Origin of the sequence: Pilimelia anulata, assembly GCF_014647895.1 — a bacterium.
Taxonomy (GTDB): domain Bacteria; phylum Actinomycetota; class Actinomycetes; order Mycobacteriales; family Micromonosporaceae; genus Pilimelia; species Pilimelia anulata.
The window spans coordinates 119,259-135,643 of sequence record NZ_BMQB01000007.1; the positions used below are offsets into that span (position 1 = coordinate 119,259).

At 76.3% G+C, this 16,385-nt stretch carries 14 protein-coding genes and 2 pseudogenes; 10 read left to right on the forward strand and 6 right to left on the reverse strand.

All coding sequences use genetic code 11. The features are described from left to right. The first annotated feature begins 63 nt into the window (after positions 1 to 63). The 4 genes from IEY94_RS16535 (at position 64) to nudC (ending at position 5,238) form a co-directional block, all read left to right on the forward strand. Positions 64 to 1,509 (forward strand): FAD/NAD(P)-binding protein, encoded by a 1,446-nt coding sequence (locus IEY94_RS16535; RefSeq protein ID WP_189171094.1) that lies wholly within the window; start codon positions 64 to 66, stop codon positions 1,507 to 1,509. 59 nt (positions 1,510 to 1,568) lie between these two features. Beyond that, a complete protein-coding gene (locus IEY94_RS16540; RefSeq protein ID WP_229784096.1) occupies positions 1,569 to 2,876 on the forward strand; it encodes a M16 family metallopeptidase in 1,308 nt (435 codons plus the stop codon). Continuing rightward, positions 2,873 to 4,189: a M16 family metallopeptidase gene (locus IEY94_RS16545; RefSeq protein ID WP_189171095.1), complete on the forward strand. Its 1,317-nt coding sequence runs from the start codon at positions 2,873 to 2,875 to the stop codon at positions 4,187 to 4,189. Before IEY94_RS16540 ends, IEY94_RS16545 begins: the two co-directional genes overlap by 4 nt. 68 nt (positions 4,190 to 4,257) lie before the next feature. Further along, entirely contained in the window at positions 4,258 to 5,238 is a 981-nt protein-coding gene (gene nudC, locus IEY94_RS16550; protein WP_189171096.1) for an NAD(+) diphosphatase, read from the forward strand. Positions 5,239 to 5,362: 124 nt separating this feature from the next. On the opposite strand, the gene IEY94_RS16555 is transcribed toward nudC, so the two are convergent. Together IEY94_RS16555 and IEY94_RS16560 are read right to left on the reverse strand one after the other, a co-directional pair. After that, on the reverse strand, positions 5,363 to 5,581 hold the full coding sequence (locus tag IEY94_RS16555) for a DUF397 domain-containing protein (RefSeq protein WP_189171097.1): 219 nt from the start codon (positions 5,579 to 5,581) through the stop codon (positions 5,363 to 5,365). Positions 5,582 to 5,642: 61 nt separating this feature from the next. Next, entirely contained in the window at positions 5,643 to 6,602 is a 960-nt protein-coding gene (locus IEY94_RS16560) for a helix-turn-helix domain-containing protein (RefSeq protein ID WP_189171098.1), read from the reverse strand. A gap of 352 nt (positions 6,603 to 6,954) precedes the next feature. Here IEY94_RS16560 and IEY94_RS16565 point away from each other — a divergent pair, with 352 nt between their 5' ends. Continuing rightward, entirely contained in the window at positions 6,955 to 7,509 is a 555-nt protein-coding gene (locus tag IEY94_RS16565; protein ID WP_268244856.1) for a helix-turn-helix domain-containing protein, read from the forward strand. 100 nt (positions 7,510 to 7,609) lie between these two features. Continuing rightward, positions 7,610 to 8,872: an MFS transporter gene (locus IEY94_RS16570; protein ID WP_189171100.1), complete on the forward strand. Its 1,263-nt coding sequence runs from the start codon at positions 7,610 to 7,612 to the stop codon at positions 8,870 to 8,872. Positions 8,873 to 8,925: 53 nt separating this feature from the next. On the opposite strand, the gene IEY94_RS16575 is transcribed toward IEY94_RS16570, so the two are convergent. Then, positions 8,926 to 9,159, reverse strand: coding sequence for a mycoredoxin (locus tag IEY94_RS16575; RefSeq protein ID WP_189171207.1), 234 nt, complete (start codon positions 9,157 to 9,159; stop codon positions 8,926 to 8,928). Between the two features lie 122 nt (positions 9,160 to 9,281). Here IEY94_RS16575 and IEY94_RS16580 point away from each other — a divergent pair. The 4 genes and pseudogenes from IEY94_RS16580 to IEY94_RS16590 all read left to right on the forward strand — a co-directional run. Beyond that, positions 9,282 to 11,096, forward strand: a pseudogene (locus tag IEY94_RS16580) (ATP-dependent helicase); the annotation flags it as partial. Between the two features lie 165 nt (positions 11,097 to 11,261). Then, positions 11,262 to 11,483 (forward strand): annotated as a pseudogene (locus IEY94_RS24360) (HRDC domain-containing protein); the annotation flags it as partial. A 258-nt stretch (positions 11,484 to 11,741) separates the two neighbouring features. After that, complete coding sequence (locus IEY94_RS16585; protein WP_189171101.1) at positions 11,742 to 12,002, forward strand: hypothetical protein; 261 nt, start codon at positions 11,742 to 11,744, stop codon at positions 12,000 to 12,002. A 155-nt stretch (positions 12,003 to 12,157) separates the two neighbouring features. After that, positions 12,158 to 12,505, forward strand: coding sequence for a WhiB family transcriptional regulator (locus IEY94_RS16590; protein ID WP_189171102.1), 348 nt, complete (start codon positions 12,158 to 12,160; stop codon positions 12,503 to 12,505). Positions 12,506 to 13,000: 495 nt separating this feature from the next. Here IEY94_RS16590 and IEY94_RS16595 read toward each other — a convergent pair whose 3' ends face one another. From IEY94_RS16595 to IEY94_RS16605, 3 genes are all read right to left on the reverse strand, one after another. Then, complete coding sequence (locus IEY94_RS16595; protein ID WP_189171103.1) at positions 13,001 to 14,308, reverse strand: ABC1 kinase family protein; 1,308 nt, start codon at positions 14,306 to 14,308, stop codon at positions 13,001 to 13,003. A gap of 350 nt (positions 14,309 to 14,658) precedes the next feature. Next, complete coding sequence (locus IEY94_RS16600) at positions 14,659 to 15,711, reverse strand: hypothetical protein (RefSeq protein WP_189171104.1); 1,053 nt, start codon at positions 15,709 to 15,711, stop codon at positions 14,659 to 14,661. 380 nt (positions 15,712 to 16,091) lie between these two features. Next, on the reverse strand, positions 16,092 to 16,256 hold the full coding sequence (locus IEY94_RS16605; RefSeq protein WP_189171105.1) for a DUF5679 domain-containing protein: 165 nt from the start codon (positions 16,254 to 16,256) through the stop codon (positions 16,092 to 16,094). Positions 16,257 to 16,385: the final 129 nt, after the last annotated feature.

Consider the following 16,385-nt stretch of genomic DNA (forward strand, 5'->3'; position numbering starts at 1 on the left):
ACTCGCTAGGATTAATGGACGGCCGTCCCTGCCCCGGGAGCGCGCCGGGGACGGAGGCCCGACATGCGCACGATCACGTCCGGCGGGACCGTGGCGATCGTCGGCGGCGGCGCCAGCGGCGTGCTGACCGCCCGCGAGCTGCTGCGCCGCACCGGCAGCCGGGTGCACCTGGTCGGCGCCGAGCCCACCCCCGGCCCCGGCCTCGCGTACGGGGCGGCGGCGCCCTGGCACCTGCTCAACTCCCCGGCCGGCACGATGAGCGTCGACCCCGACGACCCGGAGCACTTCCGCCGCTGGTCCGCCGCCCGCGGCCGGCCCCTGGCGGCGGACGGGTTCGTCGCCAGGCAGTGGTTCGGCGCGTACCTGCGGGAGACGTTCGCCGAGTTGGCCCCCGCGTACCCGGACCGGCTCGCGGTCACCCGGGCCACCGTCGACCACGTCGGCCGCACCCCCGACGGCACGGTCCGGCTGCTGCTGCGCGACGGCGCCGAGATCGCCGCCGACCGGGTGGTGCTGGCCGTCGGCAACGCCGCCCCCGGCCTGCCGGGCTGTATCGGGCCGCACCTGTACGGGCACCCGGCGGTCGTCACCGACCCGTGGGCGCCGGGCGCGCTCGCCCGGATCGACCCGGCCCGCCCGGTCCTGCTGCTCGGTACCGGCCTCACCGCGGTCGACGTGGCGCTCACCCTGGCCCGCGGCGGCCACCGCGCCCCGATCGTCCTCACCTCCCGGCACGGCCTGCTGCCCCGCACCCACCGCGGCGCGCCCGACCCCGACCCGGTGGGCCGCCCGGCGGCCGGGCCGCCCGACCCCGCGGCGACCGGCGCCGGGCCCGCCGCCGCGCCCGCGCTGCACGCCCTCGCCGCCGTCTGGCCGCCCGTCGCCCCGACGCTGGCCGCGCTGGTCCGGGCCGTCCGGTCCGCCGCGGCGGCCAGCGGCGACTGGCGGGCCGCCGTCGACGGCCTGCGCCCCCACCTGGACGGGTACTGGCGCGGCCTCACCCCCGCCGACCGCGGCCGGTTCCTGCGCCACCTGGCCCGGTACTGGGAGGTGCACCGGCACCGGATGGCCCCGGCCGTCGCCGCCGAGCTGGCCGCGCTGCGCTCGGCCGGCGCGCTGGCCGTCCGGCCCGGCGGGCTGCGCGAGCTGTGGGCCGACGCCGACAGCGTGCTGCGCGCCCGGCTCGCCGACGACCCGGCCGGCGAGGAGCCGTACGGCGCGGTCGTCAACTGCACCGGCCCCGGCCTGTGGCCGGCGCACGCCGCCCCGGTCGTGCGCAGCCTGGTCGGCGCCGGCCTGGCCCGCCCCGGCCCGTACGGGCTCGGCCTCGACGTCACCCCCGAGGGCGCGCTGCTCGACGGCACCGGCAGTCCGCAGCACACCCTGTGGACGGTCGGCCCGGCCCGGCGCGGCTGCCTGTGGGAGACCACCGCGGTACCGGAGATCCGGGCCCAGGCCCGCGCGCTCGCCGACGCCGTGGGCGCGCTGGCGACCGCCGGCGCGGCCTGATCGCGGGAATCGGCGCGGGAGTGCGGGCGGCGCAGCCGTACGCACGTTAGGGTCTGCGTGTGGCGAAGGCGGTGAAGGTACCGGTGACCCGGTACCCGACGGAGCGGTTCACGTTGGACAACGGCCTGCGGGTGGTGCTGAGCCCCGACCGCAGTGCCCCGGTCGTCGGAGTGGCCGTCGTGTACGACGTCGGCATCCGCTCCGAACCGGAGGGGCGCACGGGCTTCGCGCACCTGTTCGAGCACCTGATGTTCCAGGGCTCGGCGAACCTCGCGAAGCTGGAGCACTTCCGGCTGGTCCAGGGCTCGGGGGGCAGCTTCAACGGCTCCACCCACCTCGACTACACCGACTACTACGAGATCATGCCGAGCAACGCGCTGGAGCGCGCGCTGTTCCTGGAGGCCGACCGGATGCGCGGCCCGGTGCTGACCGAGGAGAACCTGCGCAACCAGGTCGACGTGGTCAAGGAGGAGATCCGGGTCAACATCATGAACCGGCCGTACGGCGGCTTCCCCTGGCTGAAGCTGCCGCCGGTGATGTTCGAGACCTTCCCGAACGTGCACGACGGCTACGGCTCGTTCGTCGACCTGGAGAGCGCGACGGTCGCCGACGCCGAGGCGTTCTTCCGCAAGTACTACGCCTGCGGCAACGCCGTCCTCGCGGTCGCCGGCGACCTGGACGTGGCCGGCTGCACCGCGCTGGTCGAGCGGCACTTCGGCAGCGTGGCCGCCCGCCCGGCGCCGGCGCTGCCGGACTTCGACGAGCCCGACCTGACCGCCGAGCGGCGCAGCTCGTACACCGACCCGCTGGCCCCGCTGACCATGGTCGCGGCCGGCTGGCGGGTGCCCGACCCGGTCGCCGACCTGGCCGCCTACCTGCCGTACGCGGTGCTGGCCGAGGTGCTCACCGACGGCGACGCCTCCCGGCTGGTCCGCCGGCTGGTCCAGGACGACCGGTCGGCCACCCAGGTCGGCGGGTACCTGGGCTTCATGGGCGACGCGTTCGACGCGCGCAACCCCACCGCCTTCCTGCTGCAGGCCGGCCTGCCGCCGGGCGGGACCAGCGACGCCGTGCTGACCGCCGTCGACGAGGAGCTGGACCGGCTGGCCACCGGCGGCGTCGCCGCCGCCGAGCTGGCCCGCACCGTCGCCCGGATGTCCACCCACCTGCTGCGCGACGCCGACACGGTGCTCCAGCGGGCGCTGCGGATGGCCGTGTTCGAACAGCAGCGGGGCGCGCCCGAGCTGCTCAACGAGCTGCCGCGGCTGATCTCCGAGGTGACCGCCGAGCAGGTCGGCGCCGCCGCCGCGGCGCTGCGCCCGCAGCGCCGCGCCGTGGTCGAGGCGATTCCGGGGGGTGCGCGATGACGACGATCACGGAGCTGCCCGCGCTGGGCAAGCCGGCCAAGCTCAAGCTGCCGCCGCGGGCCGAGCGCACGCTCGCCAACGGCCTCACCGTCATCGCCGTGCGCCGCCCGTCGGTGCCGCTGGTCGAGCTGCGGCTGCGGCTGCCGTTCGCCCGGGCGCCGCTGGCCCGCGCCGGGCTGCTCGCGTCGGCGCTGTTCACCGGTACGCAGCGCCGCTCCGCCGTCGAGTTGGCCGCGGCGCTGCAGGCGATCGGCGGCGGCTTCGGCGCCGACCAGGACCCGGACTGGCTGACCATCTCCGGCAACTGCCTGGCCGGCGGCCTGGACACCGCGCTGGCGCTGCTGCACGAGGTCGTCACCGAGCCGGCGTACCCGGCGCACGAGGTGGGCACCGAGCGGGAGCGGCTGGCCGACCACATCGAGGTCGCGCAGAGCCAGCCCGGCCACCTGGCCCGGGCGGCGCTGCTGCGGCGCCGGTTCGGCACCCACCCGTACGCGGTCGAGCTGCCCACCGCCGAGCAGGTCCGCGGCATCAGCCCCGGCCACCTGCGGACGCTGCACGCGCAGCGGGTCGGCGCCGAGGGCGCGATCCTGGTGCTGGTCGGCGACGTCCGGCCGGAGCAGGCGCTGGACCGCGCCGAGGCCGTGTTCGGCGAGTGGGCGGGCCCGGCGACCAGCCGGACGATCCCGGCGCTGCCGGCGGCCCGCCCGGCGCCGCTGCTGCTGGTCGACCGGCCCGGCTCGGTGCAGTCCTCGCTGCGCATCGCGCTGCCCGCGGTCGGCCGCAAGCACCCCGACCACGTGCCGATGCAGCTCGCGAACCTGGTCTTCGGCGGGTACTTCTCCTCCCGCTGGGTGGAGAACATCCGCGAGGACAAGGGGTACACGTACAGCCCGTTCGCCAACGTGGAGCACGCGGTCGCCGGCTCGGTGCTGGTGCTGTCCGCCGAGGTCGCCACGGAGGTGACCGCGCCGGCGCTGGTGGAGACGCTGTACGAGCTGGGCCGGGCCGCCAGCCTGCCGGCCGAGCCGCACGAGCTGGAGCAGGCCCGCAACTACATCCTCGGCGCGCTGCGCATCCAGCTCGCCAGCCAGGCCGGCCTGGCCGGGCTGGTCAGCACGTACGCCGGGCACGGGCTGCGGCTGGAGCACGTCGCCACGTACAGCGAGGGGCTGGCCGCGGCGACGCTGGACGAGGTGCACGCGGCCGGGGCGCGGTACCTGGCCCCGGCGAACGCGGTCGGCATCGTGCTGGGCGAGGTCGGCCGGGTCGAGGCGGGCCTGGCGGCGCTGCTGCCGGTGGAGCGCGAGTAGGCCGCCCGCCGGCGGGCCGGGGCGGCCGCCGGGGTACGGCGGCGGGATCGGTTCGGGAGGCACAGCACATGGGTGACGGGGCGGGCATCCCGCTGGGCCGGTCGGTCATCGACCGGGCGGCCCACCACCGCGGCGACCCGGCGTGGCTGACGGCCGCGTGGGCGCGCGGCCGGGTGGTCGTGGTGGACACGGCCGCCGGCGTGACGCTGGTCGACGCGGCCGGCGCGCTGGTCCTGCGCGACCCGGCCGGGGTCTCGCTCGACGCGGCCGAGGCGCTGCTGGACGCCGCCGCGGCCGACCCGGCGCTGGTGGACCCGGCGGCGCGCGGCGCGTACTTCCTCGGGGTGGACGGCGACGGCACGCCGTACTTCGCGGTCGACGCCCCGCTGGCCGCCGGCCCCGGCCAGCGGCTCGCCGGCCTGCGCGACCTCGCCGACCGGCTGCCCGCGCGCGACGCCGACCTGCTCGTCACCGCGCTCGGCGTGGCGCACTGGCACGCCCGGCACGGCCACTCGGCCGCCACCGGCTCGCCGACCCGGGTCCGCGACGGCGGCTGGACCAGGGTGGACGCGGCCGGCGCGCAGTCCTGGCCGCGCACCGACCCCGCCGTGATCATGCTGGTGCACGACGGCGGGCCCGGCCCCGGAGGGCGCTGCCTGCTGGCCGTGAACGCGTCCTGGGACGACGCCGCGGTCAAGCGGTTCTCCTGCCTGGCCGGGTTCGTCGAGCCGGGGGAGTCGGCGGAGTCCGCGGTCGCCCGCGAGGTGGCCGAGGAGGTGGGCGTGCCGGTCGGCCCGATCACCTACGTCGGCTCGCAGCCCTGGCCGTACCCGTCCTCGCTGATGCTCGGCTTCCTGGCCCTCGCCGACCCGGCGGTACCGGTCCGCGAGGACCCCGCCGAGATCGCGCTGGCCCGCTGGTTCACCAGGGCCGAGGTGGCGGCGATCCGGGCGGGGGAGGAGCGCCGGCTGCCGGGCGGGGCGCGTATCGCGGTGACGAGCAACGCGTCGATCTCGGCGTCCCTGATCGACCACTGGCTCGCGAGCTGACCCACCGGGCGCGCGTCGACCGCGCCCGGGCGGGAGCCGCCGCGCGCCCCCCGGCCGGGCGGAGCGAACGAGGGGGCGGGGCGGCCGGGTGGCCGCCCCGCCCCCTCGGGCGGTGATCGCTTCTTCAGGCGCGGTCGAACTCGCCGTCCCGGATGCCGGCGAGGAAGCCCTGCCAGGCGTCGCGGCCGAAGAAGAGCACCGGGCCGCTGCGGTCCTTGCTGTCGCGGACCGCGACGTGCGCGCGATTCAGGGTGGCGACCTCGACGCAGTTCGTCGAGGCACTGCGGGCAGCCGTCCGCCACTTCGCGTTGCGCAGCAGGTCGGAAACCTCGGGCGTGGTCATTGCGGTACTCCTGTGGTGGTGAGGTTGGGTTTCGCGCGCGGCCGCCGTCGGACCGGCACGCTCATTGGTGCGGCGCGGCGATCGTCGGGGCCGCGCGTGGTGCCGGGGGTTTCGCCGGACGGCCGGCGGTTTCGCCACCCGAGACGGGCGGCGAGTCGGCGGGGGTGGGGGGCGTGTCGCCCCGGACGGCCGCCGCCCGCGCGGCGAACCATGCTCTCGTCTCCTCCGGCGACCGGGCCGCCTCCCGCAGCCAGCCGAAGGCGCTGAGGTACTCGCGCAGGCTGGTGCCGTCGCTGAGCAGGTGGTCGCGGGCCAGGGCCTCGACCGCGACCGTACCCGGGTCGTCCGGGTCCACGAATTGGTAGATCGAGAAGGACGTGGCCGGCACGTACCACGGGCCGACCACCACCTCCGGCGCGAGCAGCCGCAGCGTGACGTGCGGCAGCGCGGCCACCTCGTACAGGTGCTGGAGCTGGTCGGCGAGCACGTCCGGCGGCGCCACCCGCGGGGAGAACGCCGACTCCTCGAGGATCGCCTCGTACATCGGCGGGTCGGTCTCGCTGTGCAGCAGGCTGGTCCGCGCGGCCCGCGCGGCAACCTCCGCGTCCAGGTCGTCCGGTCCGGACGGTCGGCCGCCGAGGATGCGCCAGCGGGCGTAGCCCGGCGTCTGGAGCAGGCCCGGCAGCATCTGCTGGGCGTACTCCCGGATCATCGAGCAGCCGACCTCCAGCTCCGCGTACGAGCGCTGCTGGGGGGTCATGGACGGGTACGCGCGCATCCACCCGCGGCTGTTGCCGGCGTCGCGCGCGATGGCCACGAGCTGCTCGCGCAGCGGCCCGGTGGTGCCGTACAGGTCCAGCAGGTCGAGGATGTCGCCCAGGTCGGCCCGGCTGCGGCCGTTCTCGATCCGGGAGATCTTCGAGGACGAGGCCCAGCCGATCATCTCGACGACCTGGTCACCGGTCAGACCGGCCGCTTCGCGGAGGCGGCGCAGCTCGGCGCCGAGGCGGCGACGGCGCACGCTGGGGCTCGCTGCGCGGGGCACCGGCGGAACCTCCTTCGGAACGGGGTGTTCGACGACCACGTTGGACGGTAGGATGATCACTGCACTATGTGATCACCCGGGCGGCGATCACTCGGACGGCTCGGAGAGCGCCGGCCGTTCCGACCTTACTGCCGTCCCGCTCGCGCGCTGAACCCGTTCGCGAGCGTGGACAGCGTCGATCCACAGGGCAGCATCCGACCACGGGGCCGGCGTCCGACCACGGGGGCATCGCTGATCTTCGCAAGAACTCTTTCTAAAGATACCTTGTGGGCCGTACGCTGGCCGGGTGACCGGCGTCCAGAGAGTGAACGATTTAGAAGTGCATGAGGTGCGGGATCCACAAGAACTGCGTGCAATTGCGCATCCGGTCCGCTTGCAACTCCTCGACGAACTCTTCCTGGGCGGCCCGGCGACGGCGACCGAGTTGGCCGAGCGGCTCGCCCAGAGCCCCGCGAACTGCTCCTGGCACCTGCGCCAGCTCGCCCGATACGGGTACGTCGAGGAGGCCGGGGGCGGCGCCGGCCGACGCCGCCCGTGGCGGGCGATCTTCCGGCCGCGCCGCTGGGGCGGCCACGACGAGTCGACCGCGCTGGCCCATGCCGGCAGCGCCGTCAGCGAACTGCTGCTGCACCGCGAGCTGGAGCAACTGAGCCAGTGGCGGGCCGCCCGCGCGGCCGAGCCCACCCCCTGGCGCGACACCGGGTTCGTCAACCAGGCCATCGGCTGGCTCACCGCCGACGAGCTGGCCGCGGTCTCCGCGGAGATCGACGAGATCCTGCTGCGCTACGCCGGCCGCACGGCCCACCCCGCCGAGCGGCCGGAGGACGCCCGCCCCGTCCGCTTCGTGGCCTGGGGGGTGCCGGTACCCGCGCCGCCACAGTAGACCGCACCCACCCCGCGCACCGGGCGGCCGGGCGCACTCCCCACCGTCGCCGCCGGCACCGGCACCACCACCCCTCCCCCCTCGACCGGAGTGCCCCTGAATGCGCACCGTCCTGAAACTCCCCGAGTTCCCCCGACTCTTCGCCGGCCTGGTCGCCAACCTGGTCGCGGATTCGGTCCTGGTCCTCGCGCTCGCGATCTGGGTCAAGGACCTCACCGGGTCGGACGGCCTCGCGGGGGTCACCCTCTTCGCGGTCGCCGCGCCGATGGCGCTGGCGCCGCTGGTCGGCTGGGTCGTGGACCGGTTCCCGCGCCGGCCCTTCTTCGCCGCCGTCAACGCCGGCGCCGCCGCCGCGCTGATCCCGCTGTTCTTTGTCCAGGGTCCGCACGACGTCTGGATGATCTATGTGGTCGCCGCCCTGTACGGCCTGGCCGGCATCGCCGGCAACGCGACCCTGTCCGCCCTGCTCCGGGAGATGCTGCCGGCGCCGCTGCTGGTCGAGGCCAACGGCGCCGTGCAGACCGTGAAGCAGGGCCTGCGGATGTGCGGGCCGCTGGTCGGCGCCGGCCTGTACGTCGCCGTCGGGCCCTGGTCGCTCGCCGTCGTCGCCGCGACCGGCTTCCTGCTCGCCGCCGGCGCCATCGCCTCGCTGCCGCCCGCGCGGCTGCGCCTGCACGTCCCGCGCCAGCCGCTGCGCGACGAGCTGAAGGCCGGGTTCAGCCACCTGATCGGCCGGGCCGCGCTGCGCCGCACCGTCGTGGGCGCGGCCGTCGCGATGCTCGCGCTGGGCTTCGGCGAGGCGCTGATCTTCGCGTACGTCGACCGGGGGCTGCGCCTGAGCGACCCGGGCTTCGTCGGCGTGCTCATGGCCGTCCAGGGGGTCGGTGGGCTGCTCGGCGGGCTGGCCGCGCCGGCGGCGATCGGCCGGCTGGGCGAGATCGGCGGGGCGGCGCTGGGCCTGCTGCTGTTCGTCCCGGCCACGCTGGCGCTGACCATCCCGATCCTGCCGGTCGGCATGCTCGCGGTGGTCGTGTTCGGCGCCGGGGTGCCGATGGCGATCGTCGGGATCACCACGCTGGTCCAGCGGTTCACCCCCGCGTACCTGCTCGGCCGCGTGACCGCGGTCAACGACGCGATGATCATGGGCCCGCAGGCGGCCTCGATCGGCCTCGGCGCGGTCCTGGTCAGCTTCGTCGACTACCGCGTGCTGTACCTCGGGATCGCGCTCGTCGTCGGCATCGCCGGCACGTACCTGTGGCGCGGCCGGCGGCTCTCGCCGCCGATCCCGCGCGTGCGCGCCATCGAGCCGCCGACCCGGGCGACGGCCCCGGCGGCGGCGAGCCGCCCGACCGCCGCGGCCTGACCCCGCGCCGCGCCCGGCCGGCGGCCGGTCCGAGCCGGCGGTCCTCCGCCGGCTCAGGCCGCGAGCTGCGCCGTCACCTGGGTGATCGTCGGGTTGGTCAGCACCGTACCGTCCGGGAAGGCCACCGTCGGCACCGTCGCGTTTCCGCCGTTGGCGCTCATCACGAACGCCTCCGCCGCCGGGTCGTGCTCGATGTCGACCACGCGGTGCGCGATGTTCGCCCGGTCGAGCTGGGCCTTGAGCCGCTTGCAGTAGCCGCACCACGCGGTCGAGTACATCGTCAGCATGCCGATCGCCACCTCTCCCCGGGCCGCGCCCGCCCGGCGCGCCCCGCCGTCGTCGGGGGACGGGGGCCACACCGGCCGCCGCCCCCCGCGCAACGTCGGTGGGGCCCGGGACAATTCCGGGTGTGACGCAGACCTCCGCCGACCGCGTGCTCGCGGGCCTGGACGCCGACCAGCGGGCGGCCGTGACCGCCCCGGCCGGCCCCGTCTGCGTGCTGGCCGGCGCGGGCACCGGCAAGACCCGGGCGATCACCTCCCGGATCGCGTACCGGGTGCAGGCGGGCCTGATCCCGGCCCGGCACGTGCTGGCGGTCACCTTCACCGCGCGGGCGGCCGGCGAGCTGCGCGGCCGGCTGGCGGCGCTGGGCGCCGGCGGCGTCCAGGCGCGCACCTTCCACGCCGCCGCGCTGCGCCAGGTGCGCTACTTCGCCTCGCGGCTGCTGCACGGCCGGGCGATGCCCGAGCTGCTGGACAGCAAGATCCGCCCGGTCACCCTCGCCGCCGCCCGGGCCGGGCTGCGCGCCGACGGCGCCGCCGCCCGCGACCTGGCCGGCGAGATCGAGTGGGCCAAGGCCAGCCTGGTCGAGCCCGACGCCTACCCGGCCGCGGCCGCCGGCCGGGAGACGCCGTACGAGCCGGCCCGGGTCGCCGCGGTCTTCGCCGAGTACGAGCGGCTCAAGCGGGCGCAGGGCGTGATCGACTTCGAGGACGTGCTGCGCGCCGCCGTCTGGGGCATCGAGGAGCACCCGGACGTCGCGGCACAGGTCCGGGCGCAGTACCGGCACTTCGTCGTCGACGAGTACCAGGACGTCAACCCGCTCCAGCAGCGCCTCCTCGACGCCTGGCTGGGCGGCCGGGACGACCTCACCGTCGTGGGCGACGCCAGCCAGACGATCTACTCGTTCACCGGCGCGACCTCGGCGTACCTGGTCGACTTCCCGCGCACCCACCGCACCGCGACGGTCGTCCGGCTGGTCCGCGACTACCGCTCCACCCCCCAGGTGGTCGGCCTGGCCAACGCCGTGATCGGCCGCGCCCGCGGCAGCGAGGCCCGGCTCCGGCTCGCCCTGGAGGGCCAGCGCCCGCCCGGCCCCGAGCCCGAGTGGCGGATCTTCGCCGACGAGACCACCGAGGCCGCCGCCGTCGCCCGCCGCTGCGCCGACCTGATCGCCGCGGGCGCCCCGGCCAGCGAGCTGGCGGTGCTGTTCCGGACCAACGCCCAGTCCCCGGCGTACGAGGAGGCGCTGGCCGCGGCCGGCGTGCCGTACGTGGTCCGCGGCGCCGAGCGCTACTTCGCCCGCCCGGAGGTCCGCGCGGCCCTGGCCGCGCTGCGCACCGCCGCCCGGACGGCGGACCCGGCCGCGCCGCTGCCCGCGGTGGTGGCGGAGTCGCTGGCGGCGACCGGCTGGCAGCCGGGGGACCCGCCGCGGGGCGGCGCGGCCCGGGAGCGGTGGGAGTCGCTGGCCGCCCTGGTCGCCCTGGCCACCGAGTACGCCGGCCCGACCACCGTCGGCGGGCCCGCGGTTGCCGGGTCCGGGGTTGCCGGGTCCGCGGTCGGCGGTTCCGGGGCCACCGGCGACGGTGGCGGTTCCGGGTCCGATGGTTCCGGGGGTGGTGGTGCGGGCGCGACGCTGGGGGACTTCTGCGCCGAGCTGGCCCGTCGGGCCGATGCCGCGCACGTACCCACCCTGGCCGGCGTCACCCTCGCCTCGCTGCACGCGGCCAAGGGCCTGGAGTGGGACGCGGTGTTCCTCGTGGGGCTCGCCGAGGGCACGCTGCCCACCACGTACGCCCGCACCGACGCCGCGGTCGAGGAGGAGCGCCGGCTGCTGTACGTCGGCATCACCCGGGCCCGGCAGCGGCTCTGGCTCTCCTACGCCCGGGCCCGCGGGTCCGGCGGCCGCAACCGGCGGCCGTGCCGGTTCCTGCCCCAGTTCGACGGCACCACCGACCGCACGCCGGCCCCGGCGGCGAGGAGTCGGAAACCCGACAGGCCGGTCCGGATCGCCACCTGCCGGGTCTGCGGCGCCACCCTGCTGGCCGGCGTCGACCGCAAGCTCGGCCGCTGCGCCGACTGCCCCTCGGACGTCGACGAGGCCCTGCTCGACACCCTCCGGGGCTGGCGCGCCGGGGTGGCCGACGCGCACGGCGTCCCTGCGTACGTGGTGTTCACCGACGCCACGCTGACCGCGCTCGCCGAGCGCCGCCCGGCCACCGAGGCCGAGCTGCGGGCGATCCCCGGCCTGGGCCCGCGCAAGATCGCCCAGTACGGCGCCGCCGCGCTGGCGATCGTCGCCGGCCGACCGCCGGAGGATCCGACCGGGTAGCCACCGAAGAAACGACGGAAATACGTTTGCCCCCGGTGCGGGGTTGGGCTTAGCCTCGATTCCGCGCCCCTTCGGGAGTCGTGTCCACCGCTTTCCGGGACAGTGTTTTTCCAGGTCAATGGGCCTGTGTTCCGGGCCGTGGGGGATTCCGCGACGACCGCCGGGACGGTAAGCTGAACCGGGCTCCCGCACGGGGGCCCACCCGGACCGGGCTCCGCTGTGAGCCCCGATCGACAGCCGACGAGGAGGTGTTCCCCGATGGAGATCAACATGACTGGCACAAGCGCGGTCGGCCCCACGTGGACGCCGCCCACCGCTGTCGCGCACCCGATCCCGGGTGCCGCGCCGTGGTCGCGCCCGAGCGCGGGCGCCCCGGCGCAGCCGGCTGTCCAGCGTGAGCGCGGCATCGCGTACACCGTCACCACCCTGCTGGGCCGGACTCTGTCCGCTGCCGGCACCAAGAAGCGTTTCGTTACCGATCCCCTGCGCGGAGTTCCGCCTCGAAGTAGGCCGGCCTGATTGTCAGGCCCTCGGCTCGCTTGAGGCCGCGGAACCCGTAACCGGGATCCGCGGCCTCAATTTTTTTGTCCGGAACAGGTGACCAGTTGATCAAGACCGAGCCATACCCGATCGCCCCACTCGCCCGCACCGCCGACCGAGGAAGGACCGACGCCATGACCCTGTCCCTGGCTCCACCGCCCCGGGTGGAGTTGTCCGCACTGCCCTGTCGCAACTTCGAACCCGACCTGTGGTTCGCCGACGCCCCGGCCGAGCTGGAACTGGCCAAGTCCCTGTGCAGCGACTGCCCGGTCCGGCGCGAGTGCCTGGCCGGCGCCGTCGAGCGGGCCGAGCCGTGGGGCGTGTGGGGCGGGGAGATCTTCGAACGGGGGGCCGTGGTGCCGCGCAAGCGCCCGCGCGGCCGTCCCCGCAAGACCGACCTGGCCCGCGACGCGGACCTGCGTACCGAGGTGGCGGCGCGACTGACCGCCAACGGCCTGGCCGGAACCCCGGTCGCGGCCTGACGAACGGCCGGCAACACCCGAGAAGGCAACACCCGAGAAGCGCACCACAACCCGAGAGGACCACTGAGATGACCAGCTCCCTGACCGGCCTGCACCTACTTCACCAAGCGCTGTCGCGGGCGCGAACGCGCCGGCCTCAGTCCGTTGTACAGGCGACCACTGAGGCACCCCGCTCCGCGCTCAGCACCGCCGCACGGGCCCGTCGCCAGGAGGCGACGCGGCTGCTGTACGGCTGAGCCGCACCCCGATTCCTCCCCGTATCGGGCGGGGGCGCCCGGGCCGGCGCCCCCGCCGCGGCCCTGACCGCACGCCCCCGGCGTGCACCGATCCGAGAGGATTCCCTCGACATCACGGGGTATCACTGCGATGACTACGTTCTTCGGCTGGGCCGGCCCCGGCTGACGCCCGCCGCCCGGACCTGTTCCGTCCGCACACACCGACCCGCGCTCGTACGTCTCCCCGCGTACGGGCGCGCCCCCCGTTTCCGGCCGCTGGTCACTCCGCGAAGCCGGGTAGCCAGTCGTGCACCACCGCCCGGTACGGTGCCCGCGCCTCCAACTGGCACAGCACCCCGATCGACCCGAGCGTCACCCGGTGGATCAGCAGGTACGACGGCGGCAGGTTGAGCTGCCGGCTGAGCTGGTACGCCGGGCTGCGCGGGCTGCCCAGCCGGGCCGCCTCGGCGCGCAGCCACGCCCGGGTGAAGTGGAACTCCTCGGCCGCGATCGGCTCCAGCATCGGCAGCAGGAAGTCCAGGATGGCGACCGGGTCGATCGCCTCGTCGGTGACGAACCCCTCGACCCGCAGCCCCGCCACGACCTCCTCGGCCTCGCCCGCCAGCGCCAGCCGGACCAGCCGGCCGATCGGCTCCGGCAGCCCGTCGGGCAGCCGCGCGACGGCGCCGAAGTCGATCACGCCCAGCCGCCCGTCCGGGAGCAGCCGGAAGTTGCCGGGGTGCGGGTCCGCGTGCAGCAGGCCGGCCCGCGCCGGCCCGGAGAAGTGCAGCGTGGCGAGCTGCCGGCCGGCCCGGTCGCGCTGCTCGGGCGTACCGCCGGCGATCACCGCGGACAGCGGCGTCCCCTCGATCCACTCAGTGATCAGCACCCGCGGCGTACCGGCGACCACCCGCGGGACGTGGATCTCCGGGTCGTCGGCGAACCCGTCGGCGAACGCCCGCTGCGCCGCCGCCTCCAGCTCGTAGTCCAGCTCCTCGGTGATCCGGGCGCGGATCTCGGCGACGAGCGGCTTGATCTCCATCCCCGGCTGAATGATCTTGAATAGCCCGGACAGCCGGGCGAGCTGGTTCAGGTCCGCGACCAGCGCCTCGCCGGCGCCCGGGTACTGGATCTTCACCGCGACCTCGGTGCCGTCCCGCCAGATCGCCCGGTGTACCTGCCCGATGCTCGCGGCGGCGGCCGGCCGGTCGGAGAACTCGCGGAACTTGCGCCGCCACTGCCGCCCGAGCTGCTCGGCGAGGACCCTGTGCACGCTGGCGGCGGGCAGCGGCGGCGCGGCCTCCTGGAGCTTGGTCAGCGCCTGCCGGTACGGCCCGGCGAGGTCCTCGGGCAGCGCCGCCTCGAACACGCTCAGCGCCTGCCCGAACTTCATCGCACCGCCCTTGAGCTGGCCCAGCACGCTGAACAACTGCTCGGCCGTACGCTGCTGGAGTTCGGCGCTGACGACGTCGGACGCGATCCCGGTGACCCGCTTCCCGAGCCCCAGCACCGCCCGCCCGGCGAAGCCGAGCGGCAGGGCGGCCAGCTTGGCGGTCCGGGCCACGGCCCGGCGGGGGATATCGCTCATGCCCCGATTCTGACCGACGCGGCACAACCGCGTGCTCCGGCCGTCGCCGCCCACCCCCCGGCCAGCCCGCGGGGCGGACCCGGCGGGGGCACCGGACACCGCCCCCGCCGCCACCCGGAAGCCCCGGCGCGAGCCCGGTCGCCCGGTGCGGGCGGTGACGGCGGCCTCGACCGTCCGGCCCGGTGCCGTCGGCGCGGGGAGCCGGTCCCCGCGCCGCTCCCGCGCGCACGCCCGGCGCGGTTTCGTCCGGAGTCGGTCGCGGTCGGGGGTCCGCGCAGTGTGCGGTCGGGGGTCCGCGCAGTGTCGAGTGGCCGGTGTGACGGCGGTCCATGGTGCCGGCGGCGGCGATGTCATGCCGGTACCCGCTGATCCCCGGCCTGCCGGGGGTGGGTCCCGCCGCCGCGGGCGGCCGCTGCGGGGGCGGCGCAGTCGCAGTGCGGGTGGTGGGTCCATCGGCGCCAGCGCGGCGCGCCGTCCCGGTCGAACTCCACCAGCGCGCCGATCGTGTCCGGCGCCCGGCCGTCGATGAGCGCGAGCACTTGGCCGGCGGCGTACGCGGCCGCGGCGTGCAGTGTCACCGCCCCGGCCGGCGCGGTACCGGCGAGGACCCGGGCGGCGAGGTCGGGCCAGCCGGGGTCGCGGTCGGTCCGGTGCCGGTCGAGGCAGCCGAGGCACGGGCCGCCGGCCGGCGGGACGAGCGGCCCCACCGCGACGATCGGCCCGCGGGCGCCGACGACCAGGTGCGGCTGCCGCCGCCGGGCGTGGCCGAGCGCGACCAGCGTCGCCGGCCGGTCCAGTCCCACGTGGACGACGGCGCTCGCGCGGCGGGTCAGCCGGCCGGTGTCGACGTCCGGGGCCACGTCGGCGATGGCGGCGGTGATCGCGAGCCGCCGGGCCGGCGCGGTGACGGGGTCGAGGCGCCCGACCCCGGCGGTGGCGAGCAGGCGGGCGAGGACGGTGCCCAGTTCGGCGCCGGCGGGCGCGGTACCGGCGACGATCTCCAGGCGGATCCGGGCGGCCGAGCGGGCGGTCAGCGCCGCCGCGGGCGGGCGCCAGGGCTCGGCCAGCGCCAGCGCGGCGGCCTCCGCGGCCAGCCGCCGGCGCCGCTCGGGCGGCAGGCCGGGCGGGTGCAGGTCGCCGGCCGGCAGCGCGACGCCCGCCCGGCGCAGGGCGGCGATGAGGTCGTGCACGCAGCCCGCCGGTACGCCGGCGCCGGCCGCGCGGCGGACGATCGCCGCGACGGTGTGCCCGCCGTCGAGCAGGTCGACGACGGCCGCCAGGGCGGGGTGCGGCAGCTCGATCAGGCAGTGCGGTCCGGGCTCGACGCCGAACTGGAGCAGGCGCGGCCCGCGCCGCAGCAGCGGCAGGCCGGGGACGAGGGTGGGGCGGATCGCGGTGGGCATGGCGGCACGCTCCCACGATCCGGCGGGGCGGCGGTGCGCGCTGTCCACAGGAGGTATCGGTCATTGCCGACCGAACGCCCGCGGCGGCGGGTTATCCACAGGGCCTGTCGGATGCCCGACAGTCGCCTCATCGGCGGGCAGCGATCCTTCGCCGCCCCGGGTCCGCCGCGGACGGTGGACAACGCGGGCGCCCGGTGCGGCGACGTCCGTGAGTCCGCTCGCGGCGCGAGCCCCACGCCGTACTCGAATCAGGGTCGCGGCCCGCACCCGATCAGGGTCGCGGCACGCATCGGGGTCGCGGCATGCAGAAGCCGGCTGGTGTCCGGGCCCGCGCCCGTCCGCCAGCCGGCTCGCCGCCGATCAGTGCTCCGGCGCGCCGATCAGGCCTGGGCCTTCGCCTTGCCGAGGATCCGGTTGACGGTGGTACCGCAGACCGGGCACTTGCCCTTGGCCATCTCCATGCCGGTCTTGGACACCGTGACGTTGCCCTCGAACGTGCGCTTCTCCTTGCACTTGACGCAGTAACCCTCGTAGTTCTGGGCCACGGTGTCCTCCTCGTCTCGTCCGTCGCGCGCCGGGGCGCCCGGTGGGACGCCGGCGGCGGGTCGACGGCTGGTGCGTCCACTCGTCGTGGCCGCCGGTCCGCGCCTCCTTCGGTACCCGAGGTGGCGCGT